Annotated in this window: 17 protein-coding genes; 10 read left to right on the top strand and 7 right to left on the bottom strand. The window is 60.8% G+C overall.

Going from position 1 to position 19,179, the window contains the following annotated elements; all coding sequences use genetic code 11:
- Positions 1-3: 3 nt before the first annotated feature.
- From sufD to FHE74_RS05650, 3 genes are read right to left on the bottom strand one after another with little or no spacing between them, the layout of a single operon-like run.
- Positions 4-1,176, bottom strand: a complete 1,173-nt coding sequence (gene sufD, locus FHE74_RS05660; RefSeq protein WP_139465541.1) for a Fe-S cluster assembly protein SufD — start codon at positions 1,174-1,176, stop codon at positions 4-6.
- Complete coding sequence (gene sufB / locus FHE74_RS05655) at positions 1,176-2,621, bottom strand: Fe-S cluster assembly protein SufB (protein WP_139465540.1); 1,446 nt, start codon at positions 2,619-2,621, stop codon at positions 1,176-1,178. Before sufB ends, sufD begins: the two co-directional genes overlap by 1 nt.
- A complete protein-coding gene (locus FHE74_RS05650) occupies positions 2,618-3,280 on the bottom strand; it encodes a helix-turn-helix transcriptional regulator (RefSeq protein ID WP_425456327.1) in 663 nt (220 codons plus the stop codon). Before FHE74_RS05650 ends, sufB begins: the two co-directional genes overlap by 4 nt.
- 229 nt (positions 3,281-3,509) lie before the next feature.
- Here FHE74_RS05650 and mptB point away from each other — a divergent pair, with 229 nt between their 5' ends.
- Genes mptB through FHE74_RS05625 form a run of 5 tightly spaced genes read left to right on the top strand, consistent with a single transcriptional unit; the run spans position 3,510 to position 8,832 of the window.
- Positions 3,510-5,111 carry a polyprenol phosphomannose-dependent alpha 1,6 mannosyltransferase MptB gene (gene mptB / locus FHE74_RS05645; RefSeq protein WP_246049202.1) on the top strand — a complete coding sequence of 534 codons (1,602 nt, stop codon included), beginning with the start codon at positions 3,510-3,512 and terminating at the stop codon, positions 5,109-5,111.
- 11 nt (positions 5,112-5,122) lie between these two features.
- Entirely contained in the window at positions 5,123-6,040 is a 918-nt protein-coding gene (locus FHE74_RS05640; protein ID WP_139465538.1) for an ABC transporter ATP-binding protein, read from the top strand.
- 5 nt (positions 6,041-6,045) lie between these two features.
- Positions 6,046-6,831, top strand: a complete 786-nt coding sequence (locus FHE74_RS05635) for an ABC transporter permease (protein ID WP_139465537.1) — start codon at positions 6,046-6,048, stop codon at positions 6,829-6,831.
- Between the two features lie 27 nt (positions 6,832-6,858).
- Positions 6,859-7,821, top strand: a complete 963-nt coding sequence (locus tag FHE74_RS05630) for a COX15/CtaA family protein (RefSeq protein WP_139465536.1) — start codon at positions 6,859-6,861, stop codon at positions 7,819-7,821.
- A 42-nt stretch (positions 7,822-7,863) separates the two neighbouring features.
- Positions 7,864-8,832 carry a quinone oxidoreductase family protein gene (locus FHE74_RS05625; RefSeq protein ID WP_139465535.1) on the top strand — a complete coding sequence of 323 codons (969 nt, stop codon included), beginning with the start codon at positions 7,864-7,866 and terminating at the stop codon, positions 8,830-8,832.
- Here the strand turns inward: FHE74_RS05625 and FHE74_RS05620 are convergent, their stop codons facing one another.
- Positions 8,833-9,732, bottom strand: a complete 900-nt coding sequence (locus FHE74_RS05620) for a heme o synthase (protein ID WP_139465629.1) — start codon at positions 9,730-9,732, stop codon at positions 8,833-8,835.
- Positions 9,733-10,127: 395 nt separating this feature from the next.
- Between FHE74_RS05620 and tkt the strand changes: the two genes are divergently transcribed.
- The 5 genes from tkt (at position 10,128) to pgl (ending at position 16,697) form a co-directional block, all read left to right on the top strand.
- Positions 10,128-12,230 (top strand): transketolase, encoded by a 2,103-nt coding sequence (gene tkt / locus FHE74_RS05615; protein WP_139465534.1) that lies wholly within the window; start codon positions 10,128-10,130, stop codon positions 12,228-12,230.
- 27 nt (positions 12,231-12,257) lie between these two features.
- Complete coding sequence (gene tal, locus FHE74_RS05610) at positions 12,258-13,337, top strand: transaldolase (RefSeq protein ID WP_139465533.1); 1,080 nt, start codon at positions 12,258-12,260, stop codon at positions 13,335-13,337.
- Between the two features lie 111 nt (positions 13,338-13,448).
- Positions 13,449-14,984, top strand: a complete 1,536-nt coding sequence (zwf, locus tag FHE74_RS05605; protein WP_139465532.1) for a glucose-6-phosphate dehydrogenase — start codon at positions 13,449-13,451, stop codon at positions 14,982-14,984.
- 37 nt (positions 14,985-15,021) lie between these two features.
- The gene (locus FHE74_RS05600; protein ID WP_139465531.1) at positions 15,022-15,948 is read left to right on the top strand and encodes a glucose-6-phosphate dehydrogenase assembly protein OpcA; all 927 of its coding nucleotides are present in this window, start codon (positions 15,022-15,024) and stop codon (positions 15,946-15,948) included.
- 38 nt (positions 15,949-15,986) lie between these two features.
- Positions 15,987-16,697: a 6-phosphogluconolactonase gene (gene pgl, locus FHE74_RS05595; RefSeq protein WP_139465530.1), complete on the top strand. Its 711-nt coding sequence runs from the start codon at positions 15,987-15,989 to the stop codon at positions 16,695-16,697.
- A 70-nt stretch (positions 16,698-16,767) separates the two neighbouring features.
- On the opposite strand, the gene secG is transcribed toward pgl, so the two are convergent.
- From secG to FHE74_RS05580, 3 genes are read right to left on the bottom strand one after another with little or no spacing between them, the layout of a single operon-like run.
- Positions 16,768-17,001: a preprotein translocase subunit SecG gene (secG, locus tag FHE74_RS05590; protein WP_139465529.1), complete on the bottom strand. Its 234-nt coding sequence runs from the start codon at positions 16,999-17,001 to the stop codon at positions 16,768-16,770.
- A gap of 59 nt (positions 17,002-17,060) precedes the next feature.
- Positions 17,061-17,846 (bottom strand): triose-phosphate isomerase, encoded by a 786-nt coding sequence (gene tpiA / locus FHE74_RS05585; RefSeq protein ID WP_139465528.1) that lies wholly within the window; start codon positions 17,844-17,846, stop codon positions 17,061-17,063.
- A gap of 24 nt (positions 17,847-17,870) precedes the next feature.
- Positions 17,871-19,091, bottom strand: a complete 1,221-nt coding sequence (locus FHE74_RS05580) for a phosphoglycerate kinase (protein WP_139465527.1) — start codon at positions 19,089-19,091, stop codon at positions 17,871-17,873.
- Between the last annotated feature and the right edge of the window lie 88 nt (positions 19,092-19,179).

Here is a 19,179-nt window from a genome sequence, read left to right as displayed (position 1 = left end):
TTCTTAAGCGTTCTGCTTGGCTAGCTCGGCGGAGACGCGGTTTTCCAGCTCTTCGCGTACAGATTCAATGGGGATGCGGGAGATGACCTCGGAGAAGAACCCGCGGATGATCATGCGGCGCGCGACATCCTCTGGGATACCGCGAGAACGCAGGTAGAACATGTGCTCGTCGTCGAAACGGCCGACGGTGGCTGCGTGTCCGGCACCGGCGATCTCACCGGTCTCGATCTCCAGATTGGGAATGGCGTCGGCACGCGCTCCCTCGCTGAGAACCAGGTTGCGGTTCGTCTCATACGTGTCGGTGTTCTTGGCATTCGAGCGAATGAGCACGTCGCCCACCCAGCAGGTACGAGCCTCGGTGCGAGGATTGCTGGTGTCGCCCTGGAGTGCGCCCTTGTAGAGCACGAGCGATCGGCAGTTGGGCACCGAGTGATCAACGAGCAGTCGATTCTCGATGTACTGTCCGTCATCCGCAAAGTACAGGCCGATCATCTCGGCATCGCCGCCCGGTGCGGTGTAGTTGACGCGCGGGGTGATCCGCACAACTTCGCCGCCGAAGGTCACTACGGTGTGGCGCAGGGTTGCGTCGCGCCCCAGAAGCGCGCGGTGCGCCGAGAGGTGAACAGCGTCGGTATTCCACTCAGCGTCGACGACGACGGTCAAGCGAGCATTGTCGCCCACTACGAACTCAACGTTGTCGGCGTGGGTGCCCGAGCCCTCGTAGCGCAGGAGCACAGTGGCCTCGGCACCAGATTCGACATTGATGGTGGTCGCGCCGAAGGTGGTGACGTCGGATCCGCGCCCGGTGATCGTCACTGAGATGGGCTTGTCGACGACGTGATTCGCCTTAATCCCCACAAACTGCGCCGTTTCCATGGAGGTCCAGGCCTGTGCAGCGACCCGGTCGGTGGGCGCACCAGCACGGCCAAGACGCTCGTCATCCTTGGCTACAGTGGCAACCTCGACGCCCTCCGGAGCATCGACCCGCACCAGCTGATCCGCAGCCGGGGCAAAAGAGCCATTGTGCAGGCCACGCAGGGAGCGCAGAGAGATGAATCGCCAATCCTCGGCCCGGCCGTGCGGGACCTCGAAGTCATCGACGTTAAAGGAGGCGAAGGCATCGCCCTTGGTCTGGACTCCCGACGCGTTGGTAACAGTAGAGGTTTCGTTGACCATTAACCCACGGATCCTTCCATCTGCAGTTCGATCAGGCGGTTGAGCTCGAGGGCGTATTCCATCGGGAGCTCCTTGGCGATCGGCTCCACGAAGCCGCGCACGATCATGGCCATTGCCTCTTCCTCCGGCACACCACGCGACATGAGGTAGAACAACTGCTCCTCGGAGACCTGAGAAACAGTCGCCTCGTGGCCCAGCGAGACATGATCATTGCGAATGTCGTTGTAGGGGTAGGTATCCGAACGCGAGATGTTGTCGACCAGCAGCGCATCACACTCAACATTGGCGGTGGAGTGATGAGCATTGGCGTTGACCTGAATGAGTCCACGGTAGGCCGAGCGCCCACCAGCGCGCGCAACCGACTTGGACACCACGTTGGACGAGGTGTGCGGAGCCATATGGGTCATCTTCGCTCCGGTGTCCTGGAACTGGCCCTCACCTGCAAACGCCACGGAGAGAACCTCGCCCTTGGCGTGTTCGCCGGTCATCCACACGGCGGGGTACTTCATGGTGACCTTGGAGCCGATGTTGCCATCGACCCATTCCATGGTTGCGCCCTCTTCGGCCTTGGCGCGCTTGGTGACCAGGTTGTACACATTGTTCGACCAGTTCTGAATGGTGGTGTAGCGGCAGCGTCCACCCTTCTTCACGATGATCTCCACGACGGCCGAGTGCAGAGAGTCGGACTTGTAGATCGGTGCGGTGCAGCCCTCTACGTAGTGAACATAGGCGTCCTCGTCCACGATGATGAGCGTGCGCTCGAACTGACCCATGTTCTCGGTATTGATGCGGAAGTATGCCTGCAGCGGAATATCTACGTGCACCCCCTTGGGGACGTAGATAAACGAGCCACCAGACCAAACTGCCGTGTTCAGAGCGGAGAACTTGTTGTCACCAGCAGGGATGACGGAGCCGAAGTGCTCCTTGAAAATCTCCTCGTGCTCACGCAGAGCTGTGTCGGTATCGACAAAGATGACTCCCTTTTCCTCCAGGTCCTCACGGATCTGGTGGTAGACCACCTCAGACTCGTACTGTGCAGCAACACCCGCCACCAGGCGCTGCTTCTCTGCCTCCGGGATACCGAGCTTGTCGTAGGTGTTCTTGATGTCCTCGGGCAGATCCTCCCAGGTTTGTGCCTGGCCCTCCGTGGAGCGCACGAAGTACTTGATCTCGTCGAAGTTGATACCGCTGAGGTCTGCACCCCAGGTAGGCATGGGCTTCTTGTCAAAGATCCCCAGTGCCTTGAGTCGCTGCTCGAGCATCCACTCGGGCTCGTTCTTGAGGCGGGAGATATCGCGGACGACATCTTCGTTCAGGCCACGGCGAGCAGAAGCGCCTGCCTCGTCGGAGTCATGCCATCCGTAGTTGTAGGCGCCGATGGAATCAATGATCTCATCGTCACTCATGGGCGTTGTCATGCCGGGCTTGGTCTGCGCCTGGGTCATGTGTCGCTCCTTTCATCTGGAGTGGTCCGCGGTGTGTCAGGGTTTGATTCTTCCTCGCCAGCAGGCTGGAGCGGAATGTTCGTGGTACAGATGCCGTGACCTTGCGTGATGGTAGCTAGCGGCTGGATGTGTAGCCCCAGTTTGGAGGCAATGACCTCATGCTCAGCCTGGCATAGCTCCGGGTGTTCTGCCGCAACGCTTGCCACGGGGCAATGGTGTTGGCAGATCTGGATCCCGTTACCGGCCCGGGTCACTGTCACGGCGTAGCCGTGCTCGTCCAGGGCCTCTGCGATCTGAGCAGTGGTCTTTTCGATGCAGCCATCGTTGTCGAGGGTTGATTCCACATCAGCCACCACCTGCTCGATGCGCGCGCGGGCAAAATGCCGAACCGCATCGGAGCCGCCGGCTTCGCGCAGAGCATCGAGTGCCTGGGTGGCCAACTCGTCGTACCCGTGCCCGAACCGATTCCTTCCGGCTTCGGTTAGCCGGAAGTACTTGGCAGGCCTGCCGCGTCCGCTCGGGCGCCGCTCAACAGTCTCCGCCAATTCCTCCGTGAGGAGGTTGTCAAGGTGTCGTCGCACACCAGCGGCCGATAGGCCGAGACGCTCACCCAGATCCGCTGCGGTGATGGGCCCGTGCTTGAGCAAAAGACCCAACACGAGTGACCTGGTATTAGAATCACCATCTCTCGTAGAACGAGACTTCACCACGTGTTTCACCTCCTGCTTAAACCCGGGCCCTCGAATGGAACTCTCGGTGGCCGTCTTTTGACAACACTAGTGTGCCTAAATTGCCTCGATGCGTCCACCCTCCCCTAATCCACCGGCGGGTTGCTCTGGACGGCACTGCCGGGCGGAAAGCACTCGCGAATGTCGTACTATCAGGTTCGTGCCGTCACGACTTCCAGCAGACTTGCCCCACCTCGGGCGATCCGGATCCCGTGCTGCTCACCTCCATAACCGAGCAGAAACGCCGGCCACCGACCTCAAACTATTTGCCTACCATCGCTTCCTTGTCCTGCGGTGGATCGGAACTGTTGGTGCACTTCTTATCGGAGTGGGAGGTCTTGGTGCAGGCGCTCTTCCGGTGGTTAACAACCCCTACGGCAAGGCGCCCCTGGGTGATCTGATGGCGCGGATGCTCCAAACCTCGTCCTCGATCGTGCTGATCGGAGCGGGGCTGATCGTCTTGGCCTGGCTCATCATGTCGCGTTACGTGGGTGCCGCATCGGTGCACGTGCGTGATCTGGCGGCTACGTTCCTCTGCTGGTCGTTGCCGATCGCTCTCACTGCCCCACTGTTTACGCAGGACATCTACTCTTACTTGGCGCAAGGCTCGATTGTTGCCCACGGCATGGATCCCTACTCTGCCGGACCGGTTCAACTTTTGGGTGCCGAACATCACCTAGCCCGGTCAGTTCCCTTTATTTGGGCCGAGTCCCCCTCCCCTTACGGCCCGGTGGCCCTTGGGCTGTCAGCCCTGGTCAGCGTTATCACCAACGACTCGATCGTCCTTGGCGTTCTCGCTCACCGGGCCTTGAGCCTGGCGGGAATCGCCAGCTGCGCCTGGGCGGTGCTTCAACTCTCCCGCCGCTGCGGTGTGCGCCCAACAACCGCGTTGTGGCTCGGCATCCTCAACCCGCTTACCCTCCTTCACCTGGTTGGCGGAATTCACAATGAGGCCGTCATGCTGGGCCTGGCTCTCGTAGGCCTCGAGCTTGGCCTGCGCGGAGTGGACAAGGTGACTTACCACACCAGGCCGCTGGGATTTGGCCTCATAGCTCTGGGCGGAGTTCTCATCACCTGCGCCGGCCTGGTCAAGGTCACCGGGTTCATTGGCTTGGGCTTTTTGGGTATGGCTCTGGCGCGGAAGTTTTCTCGGATGGGCCGCCCCGCCGTTGTCGCCATCGGGGTATCCGCCTCGGCCATGGCCTGTGTCCTTGCCCTCACCGTCGCCGCAGTAACGGCGATTACAGGCATTGGATTGGGCTGGATAACCGGTCAAGGCGGCGCCGCAACAATCCGCAGCTGGATGTCCATCACTACCGACATCGGCGTGATCTCCGGATTCTTCGCCATGCTGCTCGGACTCGGCGATCACACGGAGGCAATCCTGTCCATTACCCGCCTAGTGGGCGTGCTCATTGCGGGAGGGTTCGTCGTGCGCATGCTTTTTGCGGTCTACCGCGGCGCGATCCACCCCGTAGGTGGCCTGGGCGTAGGAACGTTTGTGCTGGTGATCCTGTTTCCCGTAGTGCACCCCTGGTACCTCTTATGGGCGATTATTCCCCTGGCCACATGGGCAAATCGCGCATTCTTCCGCGTTGCCGTCATGGCGTATTCGGCGGCGATGAGCTTCTTTGTGCTCCCCCGTGGACTCGCGCTGCCCGCAGCCACAGTGGGAACTATCTATGTTGGAGCAGCCATCGCGGGCGGATTGATCATGATTGCCGGTTGGTGGCTGTTCCGGAGGAAGTCGATTATCACCTAAGCTATGCCCTCGTGGTCAGAACAACCGATGAACCAGCGCTGGTCGTAGACAACGTCTCTAAGACTTTTGGCTCGAAGACAGCCGTCGATCGCGTTTCTTTTTCGCTGCCTCGTGGCGAGGTGCTGGCGTTGCTAGGACCTAATGGTGCTGGCAAGACGACGACGGTTGAGATGTGCGAGGGTTTTCAAACCCCCAGCTCCGGCTCGATCCGCACTGTGGGACTCGATCCAGCGACCTCCCCGATGGAGGTGCGTGAGCGCGTGGGCATCATGCTCCAAGGCGGAGGCGGGTACTCGGGACTCAGCGTTATCGAATCTCTTCGCCTCGCGGCTTCATACAGCGCGAATCCTCATGATCCGGAGTGGCTCATTTCCCTCTTGGGGCTTGAGGGGGTTCGCTCAACCACGTACCGGCGGCTTTCCGGCGGCCAGCAACAGCGCGTGTCGCTGGCGCTCGCCTTGATTGGCCGCCCCGAGCTGGTCTTTTTAGACGAACCCACCGCAGGCATGGACGCACAATCTCGTCACCGGGTGTGGGACATCGTGCGTGCCTTGAAGCGAGATGGCGTCAGCGTACTTATTACGACCCACCTCATGGATGAGGCCGAGCTCTTGGCCGACACGGTGGTCATCGTCGATAAGGGCAGCGTAGTTGCGTCCGGGTCTCCGGCCACTCTGACCCAAAGCGTGGCTCAGGGAATCCAATTTGAAACGCTCACTCCCATCCCGGAGACGAGCCCCTTGTATCGCGAGGTCACTGCTCTCAAGCCGACTACGTACCGATACGAACACTCCCCCTCACCAGAAACCATTGCTCGGCTAGCTGCCGATTTAGCGCGGGAGGACATACAGATTCGCACCCTGGAAGCCGGGCGCTCTTCCCTGGAGGCAGTATTTCTCTCCCTTACTGGTCGCGAGCTGAGGAGCTAGTCCACATGTCTGAACTTCACGGCGTTGCTTTGAACCTGCCAACTGGTGTCTTTGCACCCCAACCGCGGCGTGCGTCTCGCCTGCGCATGGCGCTCGCGCAGGGCAGGGTCGAGGCCTCCCTCATGCTGCGTCATCCAGAACAGCTTCTGCTGAGTTTGATCATCCCGATCGCAGCCCTCATCGCGGTGGCCAAGGTTCCCGCATTAAGTGCGGACCACACCCTTGACACGGCGTTTCCCATGGTTCTGTCCATCGCAGCTGCAAGCTCTGGGTTGACGGGACAGGCCATTTCGGTCGCCTTCGATCGCCGATATGGCGCTCTCAAACGGGCCGGCGCCTCAGGTGTCTCAGCGTCCACAATCATCGCGGGCAAGATTTTCGCCGTCCTCGTGATGGCCTTGGTTCAGGTTGTGGTCCTATCCGCCTGTGCATTCCTCCTCGGGTGGCGTACAACCCTTCTCGGAGTCGCGCTCGCCACGCTCGTATTGCTGGCTGGAATCGCAGCGTGCACGGCCCTCGGCTTGCTCATCGGTGGAAGCCTGAGCTCAGAAATTGTCCTGGGCTTGGCCAACCTGGTGTGGCTCGTGCTTTCGGGAGCCCTAGGGTACGTGTTTCTCACTGGGGGGTTGGCTTCACCGGGATGGAGCATCCTCATTCCGACCGTGGCATTGGGCGCTGGGCTTCACGACGCCTTCCAGCACACAATTCCCTGGCAAAGCCTGCTCGTTCTGGCTGGCTGGTGCGCGCTCGGCGGGATAGCCGCCACGCGTCTGTTCCGGTTCGAGTCTTAAGCCATAGCGGGATTAGACTCAAAGAACGTGTCTGCCACCTCTGTATCTTCCAGTCTTTCCCAACGTTGGCGCACCTGGGTTCCTACCCTGCGGCAACAGCGAATTCTCGCGCTCATCTTGTTGATCGCGCAGGGCGGGATCACCGTCACCGGCTCCATCGTCCGCGTGACAGGCTCCGGCCTTGGTTGCAACACCTGGCCAAATTGCCACGAGGGATCTCTCGTTCCTGTTGCAGGAGCTGCTCCCCTCGTGCATCAGGCAATTGAGTTTGGCAATCGCTTGCTCACTTTCGTGCTGGCCTTCGTTGCGCTGCTGGTCACAATCGCGATGTACAAGGCCAACCGACGCAGCGAGCTTAAGGTTTACGCGTGGATCTCGGGGCTGGGCATCATCGCCCAGGCTGTCATTGGCGGAATCTCTGTTCTCTTGGATCTGCAGTGGTGGGCAGTAGCAGTCCACTTCCTGCCCTCGATGATCCTGGTGTGGGTCGCTGCACTGCTGTACTCCCGGATCGCGGAGGACGACCACAGCGCGGTCTCCACTGCTCTTCCGCCGCACATCCGATCAGTCCTGCTGTGTGGAGCCGTTGCTCTGGCCATCGTGCTGATTACCGGAACGATGGTTACTGGCTCCGGCGTCCACTCGGGAGATGACGGAGTCGGTATGGAGGGCCGCCTCAACGTCGATACCAAGATGATGGCCATCATCCATGCCGTGTGCATGTACCTATACCTGGGATGCACACTCATCGGCGCGTTCCTCATTCGCCGAGCTCGCGCAGCTAGTGCAGCGCAACGCGCGGTCATGGTCCTGCTCGCGGTCATTGTTGTGCAGTGGGCCATCGGCGTCGCACAGTTCTACCTGGGAGTTCCGCGTTGGACCGTGCCGATCCACATCGGTATGTCCTCGGTCGTTACCGCTTGCACCGCGATTGTTTGGGCCCACAGCCGTCGCCGGCTACCCCACCCCGAGACGGAGAGTTCCCGCTAACCCGCCCCGACACAGACGCTGTGCGCGCTATCGTGGGATTGTATGAAGGCAATTTCTGTTGAATCCCACGGTGGACCGGAGGTTCTCCAACTTAAGGACGTCGAAGCACCCACCCCGGCTGAGGGTGAGGTGCTTATCGACGTTTTGGTGGCCGGAATCAACTACATCGACACCTATTTCCGTGAGGGCATCTACCCCAGCGATCTTCCTTTCACCCCAGGCAAAGAAGGTGTTGGTCGCGTGGCCTACGACCCCGAGGGAATCATCGCCGAAGGCACGAAGGTTGCGTGGGCTGATTCCTTTGGGTCCTATGCCGAGCAAGTGTGTGTAGCACGTGACCGCCTCGTTGCCGTCCCGCAAGAAATTGATGACGAGACCGCCGCTTCGATGCTGTTGCAAGGCATGACCGCCCACATGCTCGTGCACTCCGTTTATGACCTGGTGGAAAATTCCACCTGCCTAGTTACCGCCGGTGCCGGCGGAGTGGGCCTGCTGGTCACCCAAATGGCTGCAGACCGCGGCGCAACGGTTATTTCCGTCGTCTCCAGCGACGCCAAGGAGGAACGCGCGTACGCAGCTGGGGCTACTCATGTGCTCCGATATGGAGACGACCTCGTGGAGCAGGTGCGCGAACTTACCGCCGGACAAGGAGTAGACGTTGTCTACGACGGCGTGGGGCAAGCGACCTTCGATCAGTCCCTACACAGCGTTAAACCCCGTGGCCTGGTGGTCCTCTTCGGGGCAGCCTCCGGCCCCGTCGATCCCCTAGACCCACAGGTCCTCAACCAACGGGGATCCATCTACCTCACGCGCCCCTCGCTGGGGGCCTACGTTGCGGATGGAGACGAATTCACGATGCGGGCTCAAGCTGTGGTGCAAGCGATCGTCGAGAAGCGTCTCGACGTCACCGTATCCGCGTCGTACCCCTTAGCGGAAGCAGAGCGAGCTCATCGCGATCTCCAAGAGCGTGCCACGGTCGGATCGATCGTGTTGCGCATGGCGGAAGGCTAATTAGAACAGGGGTTGCCAGCCAAGTACGGCGTCAACGGAGAGCGCGAGGAAAAGCAGCGCGAGGTAATTGTTGGAGAGAATGAACAAGCGCAGAGGCTTGACTTCCTCGCCACGCGCGACGCCACGGTGGAGCTTGGTAGCCAGCGCAATGAACGCGATACCAGTGACAACTGCTCCGACAGCGTAAATCCAGGAGGTTGCTGGGATCAGCGCCAGGGATACCAAGACGGTCACCCAGGTGTAGAACAGGATCTGGCGGGTTACCGCAACAGGCTCGGCGATGACCGGAAGCATGGGCACGTTGGCCTTGGCGTAATCGTCGCGGTACTTCATTGCCAGCGCCCAGGTGTGCGGCGGGGTCCAGAAGAAGATGATGAGGAACATCACCAGGGCCTGCCACCATCCATCCGGACCTTCACCTGCGTGAGCGCGGATCGCCGCCCAGCCCACCAGGACGGGCATGCAGCCAGCGGCGCCGCCCCAGATGACGTTTTGCCAGGTGCGTCGCTTCAGCCACTTGGTGTAGACGAAGACGTAGAACCAGTTGGTCAGGATGATAAACCCGGCTGCCAGTGGCGACCCGATGACAAACCACAGCCAAAGCACGCTGAAAATGAGCAGTACCCAGGCGAACGTGGCGGCACGGCGTTTGGTGATCTTGTGACGGACCAATGGCCGAGCGCGAGTGCGCCCCATCTTCTGGTCTATGTCATAGTCGACAACCATATTGAAGGTATTGGCAGCTGCCGCACCTGCCCATCCGCCGATGAGCGTGCCAGCGATGAGAGCGAGATTGACCGAGCCGCGATCAGCCTGCAGCATGGCGGGGATGGCGGCGACGAGGAGGAGTTCGATGACCCTCGGCTTAGTGAGCGCGAAGTAGGCCTTGATCGTCTCCAACGAAGATCCTCCATCGTGGGTAAGTCCGCGGCCAATTCGGCCTGGTTTGACGGTAACCGAAGAGCTAGTCACCGGATCTGGTCTCCTCCGCCGTTATTGCGGAGAGTAAGAAAAATCTCGCAGCACCTCTGTACTTGTCGGAGGAATCGCTCCGGAAGTTCCCGGGTTCGCTTGAAACCTGAGTTAGGTCGCGTCGATCCATGCTACCGGCGTAATGGAGTCCACCAAAATGCCCCCGGGTTTCCCCCTTTTATCTTTGATCGTATCTTTGGCGGACAATGGCGCTGCGAATAGATAGACTGTTTCGTGGCGTACATTGGCACCCAAGTCTTACACACCCGTGCAAGGCCGGACGTACGGTACGCACGTTACCGCTGAAAACAAGGAGTTAATCTGTGGCTCTAACCGATGAAAAGAAGGCCTACACCGAGCGTCGTTATCCCAGCGACTGGTCTGATGTGGACACTCGCGCTGTAGATACTGCTCGCCTGCTCGCTGCCGATGCCGTGCAGAAGGCTGGCTCCGGCCACCCCGGCACGGCCATGTCTCTGGCCCCGTTGGCCTACACCCTGTACCAGCGAGTGATGCACCACGACCCGGCAGACCCGGAGTGGATCGGTCGAGACCGCTTCATCCTGTCCCTGGGCCACAGCTCCCTGACGCAGTACGTCCAGCTCTTCCTGGGCGGATTCGGACTCGAGGTATCTGATCTTCAGGCACTGCGCACCTGGGGTTCTAAGACGCCCGGCCACCCGGAGCACGGCCACACCAACGGCGTGGAAATCACCACCGGCCCGCTTGGTCAAGGCTTGGCTTCCTCGGTCGGCATGGCTATGGCAGCTCGCCGAGAGCGCGGTCTCTACGACCCGGAGACCCCGGCCGGAGAATCCCCCTTCGACCACTTCATTTACGTTATGGCCTCCGACGGCGATATCCAGGAGGGTGTCACCGCAGAGGCAGGTTCCTTGGCTGGAACTCAGGAGCTGGGCAACCTGATCGTCTTTTGGGATGACAACTCGATCTCCATCGAGGACGACACCAACATTGCCTTCACCGAGGACGTGTCCGCACGCTACGAGGCCTATGGCTGGCATGTCCAGGAGGTCGGATCCGGCGAGGACATCGTAGCCCTCGAGGAAGCCATCAAGAATGCACAGGCAGAGACCACTCGACCCTCGTTCATTCGCGTCCGCACAGTGATCGCCTACCCCGCTCCCAACGCCATGAACACCGGTGCTTCCCACGGCGCTGCTCTGGGCGAGGACGAGGTTGCCGCCACCAAGAAGGTCCTGGGCTTCGACCCGGAGGCTAAGTTCGTCGTCGAGAACGAAGTGCTCGAGCACACCCGCGCGCTGTCCGCACGCGAGTCAGACTACCGCGCAGAGTGGACCAAGAAGTTCGACGCGTGGGCCGAGGCAAACCCGGAGCGCAAGGCTCTGCTCGATCGATTGACCGCCCGCGAGCTGCCGGAGGGGTGGGACGCTGACCTGCCAACCTGGTCCCCCGAGGACAAGGCGCTGGCAACCCGTAAGGCCTCCGAGGCTGCGCTGCAGGCTTTGGGTGCAGTTCTCCCCGAGCTGTGGGGCGGATCCGCTGACCTGGCTGGTTCGACCAACACCATCATCAAGGACTCCAAGTCCTTCGGCCCGGCCCGCCGTTCAACGGATAAGTTCCAGCTCGAGCCGTACGGCCGCAACCTGCACTTTGGTATCCGTGAACATGCCATGGGCTCGATCCTCAACGGCATGGCTCTGCACGGTGGCACCCGACCTTACGGTGCAACGTTCTTTGTCTTCTCCGACTACATGCGCCCGGCAGTCCGCCTGGCGGCGCTGATGAACTCCGACGTCTACTACGTGTGGACTCACGACTCCATCGGTTTGGGTGAAGACGGCCCGACTCACCAGCCCGTGGAACACTTGGCAGCTACTCGCGCTATCCCGGGACTCAGCGTCCTGCGCCCTGCTGACGCCAACGAGACTGTTGCCTCCTGGGCAGCTGCCTTGGAGGCTCCGGAGGGACCCAAGGCTTTGGTGCTCACCCGCCAGAACCTGCCGATCCTGGAGGGTACCCAGGAAAAGGCTCGGGAGGGCGTCAAGCGCGGCGCTTATGTCCTGGTGGAGGCCTCCAAGGAGACCCCGGACTTTATCCTCATCGCCACCGGCTCTGAGGTTCAGCTGGCCGTCCAGGCAGCAACAACCCTCGAATCGGAGGGAATCGCTACCCGCGTTGTCTCCGCACCGTCTCTGAGCTGGTTTGACGAGCAGGACGAGGAGTACCGCGAATCCGTGCTGCCCTCTGCTGTCCGCGCCCGCGTTTCCGTCGAAGCTGGTCTGGCTATGCCGTGGCACAAGTACATCGGAGATGCCGGACGCCACGTCGGCCTAGAGCACTTCGGCGCCTCTGCCGCATACGAGAAGCTCTTCGAAGAATTCGGTATCACCGCCGACGCGGTCGTTTCGGCAGCCCGCGAGTCGATTTCCGCCGCTCAGAAGTAGACCTGGTAAAGGAGTTACGAGCATAAAATGAACCACATCGACACACTGTTCGAGCTTGGTACCTCGACGTGGCTGGACGACCTGTCCCGCGAACGCATCACGTCTGGAAACCTCGCTGAGGTCATCAAGAACAAGTCCATCGTGGGCGTGACCACCAACCCGGTGATCTTCGCCTCCGCCATGAGCAAGGGCACCTCCTATGACGAGCAGATCGCGACTCTCAAGGAAGCTCGTACCGAGGTCGACGAGGCGGTCTACGCCATGACCATCGATGATGTTCGCGATGCCTGCGATGCCTTCGCTGAAATCTTTGAAAAGACCAACGGCAAGGATGGTCGCGTCTCCATCGAGGTCGATCCGCGTATCTCGGCTGACCGTGACGCCACCCTGGCGCAGGCCAAGGATCTGTGGGCCAAGGTCGACCGTCCGAACGTCATGATCAAGATTCCGGCCACCGATGGCTCACTTCCAGCGATCTCTGACGCGCTGGCAGAGGGTATCAGCGTGAACGTGACCTTGATCTTCTCCGTGGATCGCTACCAGCAGGTCATTGATGCCTTCAAGGAGGGCATCCAGCGCGCGGAGAAGGCCGGTAAGGACGTCTCCACGATCCACTCCGTGGCATCGTTCTTCGTCTCCCGCATGGACACCGAGGTGGACAAGCGACTCGAGGCGATCGGCACCGACGAGGCGCTCGCACTGCGCGGCAAGGCTGGCGTCGCAAATGCCCGCCTCGCCTACGCGCTCTTCAAGGAGGTTGGCTCCGAGGGCTTGCCCGCGGGCGCGCCGGTCCAACGTCCGCTGTGGGCATCCACGGGTGTGAAGAACCCCGACTACCCCGCCACGCTGTACGTCACCGAGTTGGCTGGTCCCGACACCGTCAACACCATGCCGGAGGGCACGCTCGACGCTGTTCTGGAGCAAGGGGGCCTGCATGGCAACACCTTGGATGGCACCAAGGAGGACGCTCAGCAGGTTTTCGACTCACTGCGAGGCGCGGGAATCGATGTCGAGGACGTCGTTCGCACCTTGGAGACCGAGGGCGTCGATAAGTTCGTCGCTGCGTGGTCCGAGCTGCTGGAGTCCATGGGTCAGCGCTTGAAGTAGCGGATCCTCTCAGCGCGTCTGGGGCGGGGAAAGGTGCTGCATCTGCGGGTGCACGGCAACCACTCCCCGCCCCATTGTCGTGTCTGGGAAGCCATACCTAGAATGGACGGCATGCCATCTTCCTCCGAATGGACTAATCCGTTGCGCGATCCTCGGGATGCGCGCCTTCCTCGTATCGCTGGACCTTCGGGGATGGTGATCTTCGGTGTCACGGGCGACTTGGCTAAGAAAAAGCTTTTGCCTGCGATTTACGACCTTGCTCACCGCGGCCTCCTCCCCGCCGGGTTTACGTTCGTCGGATTTGGCCGCCGCGAGTGGTCCAATGAGCAGTTCCAGGATTACGTTCGCGATGCCGTTGAGGAGAAGGCTCGCACCGAGTTCGACGAACACGTGTGGCAACGCCTCGCTGAGGGCATGAATTTTGTCCAGGGAAACTTTGACTCCAACGAATCCTTCGACGAGCTTGCCTCCACGCTGTCCAGGCTCGACAAGGAGCGCGGAACCGGTGGCAACTGGGCCTTTTATCTTTCCATCCCGCCGAACAGCTTTAGCGACGTTTGCCACCAACTGGACCGCACGGGAATGGCGGTCGGAGGCGAGAAGAACTGGCGACGAGTCGTCATCGAGAAGCCGTTCGGGCATGATCAGGAATCTGCTCACAAGCTCAACGAGATCGTCAATGCGGTATTCCCGGAGGATGCCGTCTTCCGTATCGATCATTACCTGGGCAAGGAGACGGTCCAGAACATCCTGGCGCTGCGCTTTGCCAACCAACTCTTTGATCCCCTGTGGAACGCCCACTACGTGGACCACGTGCAGATCACCATGGCAGAGGACATTGGCCTAGGCGGTCGCGCGGGATACTACGACGGAATTGGCGCGGCGCGCGACGTCATCCAGAACCACTTGCTGCAGCTGTTGGCCCTTGTGGCCATGGAAGAACCCATTAGCTTCTCCCCGCATGAGATGCAGGCGGAGAAGGTTAAGGTGCTGCGCGCGACCCGCCCCATCGAGCCATTCTCCGAGACGACTGCTCGAGGGCAGTACGCAGCCGGCTGGCAAGGTTCGGAAAAGGTCAAAGGGCTGCGTGAGGAAGAGGGATTCGATCCCAACTCCAATACGGAGACGTATGCGGCCTGCACCCTGGAGATCAACTCGCGCCGCTGGGCTGGAGTCCCCTTCTATTTGCGCACGGGTAAGCGCCTCGGCCGGAGGGTCACCGAGATTGCCATTGTGTTTAAGAACCCTCCCCACCAGCCATTCCACCCGGGGCAGACTGCTTCATTGGGTAATAATGCGGTGGTGATCCGCGTTCAACCCGACGAGGGTGTTCTCATGCGGTTCGGATCCAAGGTACCGGGCTCGGCAATGGAGGTGCGCGACGTTAACATGGACTTCTCCTACTCCGAGGCCTTCACGGAGCAGTCGCCCGAGGCGTATGAGCGGTTGATTCTGGATGCGCTTCTCGACGAAGCCAGCCTCTTCCCCACCAATGAGGAAGTCGAGTTGTCCTGGGCAATTCTCGACCCCATTCTGGATTACTGGGCCAATAACGGAGCACCGGACGAGTACGCCGCAGGGTCCTGGGGACCCGAAAGCAGCGATGCGATTCTTGCCCGCGACGGTCGCACGTGGCGACGCCCCTAACGCACAGCGCACGAAAACCCAGGAAGGTGAACTCACTGTGATCGTCAACTTGCCGGACACCACCACCCGGAAAATTTCCAAGACCCTGCTGGACACGCAGGAAGATTATTCGATGGCGACCGGACGCGTGCTCACGCTCATCGTGGTCGCGGACGCCTCCGACGACGTTGAGGCAATCCTGGCTCCGATTCGCAACGCCTCCCACGAGCATCCCTCGCGCGTTTTGGTCCTCCTGAAAGGCGAACGGCAGGCAGATTCACGTCTCGACGCCCGATTACTCTTCGGCGGAGACTCCGGTGCTTCAGAAACCATCATCATGACTCTGTCTGGCGAGATGGCAGAGCATGCCGCTTCAGTGGTTACTCCGCTTCTCCTCCCGGATACGCCCATCGTGGCCTGGTGGCCGTGCCAAGCCCCAGCGGTGCCCGCCGACCACCAGATCGGCCGCATTGCTCAACGCCGTATCACCAACTCTCGCAACAGTTCAGACGCGAATACCCTTGTTCGACTTGCTGACGGATACCGCGATGGCGATTCCGACCTCGCTTGGTCGCGCATCACGGGTTGGCGCGGTCTCGTCGCCTCTGCATTGGATCGCCTGCCCCGAGAGGATTACTCCTCGGTGGTCGTCTCTGGCCCGGCCGAGGCTCCAACGGTGGACATCGCAGCAGGTTGGCTAGCAGCGCGTATCGACGCTCCCGTCGTTCGGGAAACGTGCGAGGGAAGTGAGCTTTCGCAGTTCCCCATCCAAAAGCTCGTCATCGAAAGCGCCGACGGTGATCTCGTCGTCGAGGCTGTCGACGATCGCACAGTGCGCGTATCCATACCGGATAGCGCGGACTCGCTGGTGGCACTCACTGAGCATTCCGACGCCGACAGTCTTGCTGAGGAGCTACGCCACCTCGGCCCGGACTCGGCCTATGCGGAGTCCCTATCCGCACTCAAACTGGTTACCGCCCGCTAGTAACGAGCGCGACCGAAGAGAAAGGTTTCCTCCTCCCCATGATTTCCGTGCACCGCACTCGAGACATCGATGCATTGACCGATGAGGCAGCGGATCGCTTTGTATCGGTGGTTAAGCGGGTCCAGGACAGCGGCCGTCACGCCCGCGTAGTCCTCACTGGTGGTACCCCCGGAATAGGCACCCTGAAGAAGCTTCGGGAGCGCGCCTCAGAGATCGATTTCACGCGAATCCAGTTTTTCTTTGGCGACGAGCGCAACGTTGCTGTCGAGCACTCCGACTCCAACGAAGGCCAGGCACGCGAGGCGCTTCTTGACCACGTGGACATCCCGCAGGAAAACATTCACTCTTATGGCCTAGGCACTAAAGACATGGAAACCGCCGCACGCGACTATGCGGAGACTCTGGCGCAGTTCGCACCAGAGGGGTTCGATATCCATCTGCTCGGCATGGGTCCGGAAGGGCACATCAACACGCTCTTCCCCCATACTGACGCCGTTGCTGAGCGTCGCGCCCTCGTAGTGCCTGTTTATGACTCCCCCAAGCCGCCGTCAGAGCGAGTCACGCTCACGCTGCCCGCGGTGTGGAAAGCAGATCACGTCTGGCTCCTCGTTTCAGGTGAGGAGAAGGCCGAGGCTGCCCGAAACGTCATTGCTCGGGCAGACTCCACAGAATGGCCAGCTGCCGGTGCGGAGGGCCGCGAGGAGACGATTATCTTCCTAGACGACGCCGCCGCTCAGGACATCGCCTGAAACTAAAAGACAACGCCCCGCATCCCTTCATTTCTCGAAGGAGTGCGGGGCGTTGGTTGTGCTAAAGAAACTAGCTCAGCGCCGTGATGAGGTTAAGCGCAACGATGCACACGATCCACACGATGGCCACAACCACCGTGTAGCGATCCAGGTTCTTCTCCACGACGGTCGAACCAGAAAGGTTCGACTGCACACCACCGCCAAACAGGCTGGAAAGACCGCCGCCCTTGCCCTTGTGCAGGAGCACGAAGGTGGTTAGGAGCACGGCCGCGATGACCAGAACAATCTGGAGGGTGAGAACCATGAAAATGCGAACCTTGTCGTAGATCGAAGTGGAACTTTGCGCTTACTTTACACCAGAGGCTAGGCAGTAACTGCCTGGGCTGCGGCTGCGGCGAGTTTGGCGAATTCTTCACCATCGAGCGAGGCGCCGCCGACCAGTCCGCCGTCGACATCCGGCTGGCTCACGAGCTCACCCACCGAGTCGGTCTTGACAGATCCGCCGTACAGAATGCGGATGCCGGCCGCGACCTCTTCACCAGCAAGATCCTTGATCAGTGCGCGGATGGCGGCACAGACTTCCTGTGCGTCTGCGGCGGTGGCGGTCTTGCCAGTGCCGATTGCCCACACCGGCTCGTAGGCGATCACAGTGTTGCTCAGCTGCTCCGGGGTCAGACCAGCAAGCGATTCGCGGGTCTGCTCGGTAACAAAAGCTACGTGGTTTCCAGCCTCGCGCTCCTCGAGCGGCTCGCCCACGCAGACGATCGGAGTGATTTCCTGGCCGAGGGCGGCCTTGGCCTTCGCGGCGACGATCTCATTGGTCTCGTGGTGGTACTCACGGCGCTCGGAGTGACCAACTACTACGTAGGTGCAGCCCAGGCGCTTGAGCATCTGTGCCGAAATATCGCCGGTGTAAGCGCCCTTTTCGTGCTCAGAAACATCCTGCGCACCGAAGGTGAACAGGTACTTCTCGGCCTCAACTACGGTCTGTACCGAGCGGAGGTCGGTAAACGGGACCGTGACAGCTACGTCGACCTTTTCGTAGTACTCCTTCGGCAGGGCGAAGGCCAGGCGCTGAACAGTGCTGATGGCCTCCATGTGATCGAGGTTCATCTTCCAGTTGCCCGCGATGAGGGGGGTACGTGCCATGGTGGATACTCCTTCGAAGAATTCTTAAGCGTTGAGAACTGCCACGCCGGGGAGGTCCTTGCCCTCGAGAAGTTCGAGGGAAGCACCGCCGCCGGTGGAGATGTGGCTGAATCCATCCTCGTCCAGGCCAAGCAGGCGTACCGACGCTGCGGAGTCACCGCCGCCGACCACGCTGAAGGCGCCGTTGGAACGGGTGGCATCGATAATCGCCTGGGCAACGCCAGCGGTGCCCTTGGAGAAGGCTTCCTGCTCGAAGACGCCCATGGGGCCATTCCAGAAGATGGTCTTGGCGGAGGCCAGGACCTCACCGAACTTCTTCACAGTTTCCGGTCCCACGTCGAGGGACATCCAGCCCTCCGGAATGCTATCCAGATCGACGAGCTTGGTCTCCGCCTTAGCGGAGTCGAACTCACTGGCGGCTAGCAAATCGACCGGCAGGACCAGCTTGGACTCGTAGCGCTCCAGCAGCTCCTTGCAGGTGTCGATCATCTCTTCCTGCAGCAGGGACTCCTGCACGTTGTGGCCCTTGGCGGCCAGGAAGGTATAGCACATGCCGCCGCCGATGATGAGCTTGTCTGCCTTTTCCGCCAGCGCCTCGATGACACCGAGCTTGTCGGAAACCTTGGATCCGCCCAGCACCACGACGTAGGGCTGCTCCGGATCCTTCGCCACAGCGCCGAGCTTGTCCAACTCATCGTTGACCAGGTTGCCGGCGTAAGCGGGCAGCAGCTTAGCTACGTCGTAGACAGAAGCCTGCTTGCGGTGCACCACACCAAAACCGTCGGAGACGAAAGCGCCATTGTCGGCGGCCAAGGCGGCGAGCTCCTTGGCAAACTCCTCGCGCTCGCTGTCGTCCTTCGAGGTCTCTCGAGCGTCGAAACGCACGTTCTCCACCAGGAGGATTTCCCCCTCGGTGAGACCGTTGGCGCGTTCATGTGCGTCCTCACCGGTCACATCGCCGGCCAGGGCAACGTACTGGCCGAGGGCTTCGGACAAAGCCTCAGCTACCGGAGCCAGAGAGTACTTCGGGTTCGGCTCGCCCTTCGGCCGTCCCAGGTGGGCGGTAACGATGACCTTGGCACCAGCGTCGAGAAGCGCCTTCAGCGTGCCCACGGAAGCGTTGATTCGGCCGGGGTCGGTGATCTCACCGTTGTCATTGAGCGGCACGTTAAGGTCCGAGCGGACTAGAACGTGGCGGCCCTCTACGCCGGAATCCAGCAGGTCCTGAAGAGTCTTAACTGACATCAAAAATCTCCTTTGCAAGTGTATTCACTAAAAAGCCCATGGCCCCCGAGAGCACGTGCCGAGGCACGCCCTCGGAGACCATGGGACG

Source organism: Corynebacterium tapiri (genome assembly GCF_006334925.1).
Taxonomy (GTDB): domain Bacteria; phylum Actinomycetota; class Actinomycetes; order Mycobacteriales; family Mycobacteriaceae; genus Corynebacterium; species Corynebacterium tapiri.
Note: the sequence above shows the minus strand (reverse complement) of the source record. Positions and strands in the feature narration are given on the sequence as shown.

Bases quoted from the DNA above. Each gene is read 5' to 3' on its own strand.
- sufD (WP_139465541.1), bottom strand. From the start codon at position 1,176: ATGGTCAACGAAACCTCTACTGTTACCAACGCGTCGGGAGTCCAGACC.
- sufB (WP_139465540.1), bottom strand. From the start codon at position 2,621: ATGACCCAGGCGCAGACCAAGCCCGGCATGACAACGCCCATGAGTGAC.
- FHE74_RS05635 (WP_139465537.1), top strand. From the start codon at position 6,046: ATGTCTGAACTTCACGGCGTTGCTTTGAACCTGCCAACTGGTGTCTTT.
- FHE74_RS05625 (WP_139465535.1), top strand. From the start codon at position 7,864: ATGAAGGCAATTTCTGTTGAATCCCACGGTGGACCGGAGGTTCTCCAA.
- tal (WP_139465533.1), top strand. From the start codon at position 12,258: ATGAACCACATCGACACACTGTTCGAGCTTGGTACCTCGACGTGGCTG.
- zwf (WP_139465532.1), top strand. From the start codon at position 13,449: ATGCCATCTTCCTCCGAATGGACTAATCCGTTGCGCGATCCTCGGGAT.
- pgl (WP_139465530.1), top strand. From the start codon at position 15,987: ATGATTTCCGTGCACCGCACTCGAGACATCGATGCATTGACCGATGAG.
- secG (WP_139465529.1), bottom strand. From the start codon at position 17,001: ATGGTTCTCACCCTCCAGATTGTTCTGGTCATCGCGGCCGTGCTCCTA.
- tpiA (WP_139465528.1), bottom strand. From the start codon at position 17,846: ATGGCACGTACCCCCCTCATCGCGGGCAACTGGAAGATGAACCTCGAT.
- FHE74_RS05580 (WP_139465527.1), bottom strand. From the start codon at position 19,091: ATGTCAGTTAAGACTCTTCAGGACCTGCTGGATTCCGGCGTAGAGGGC.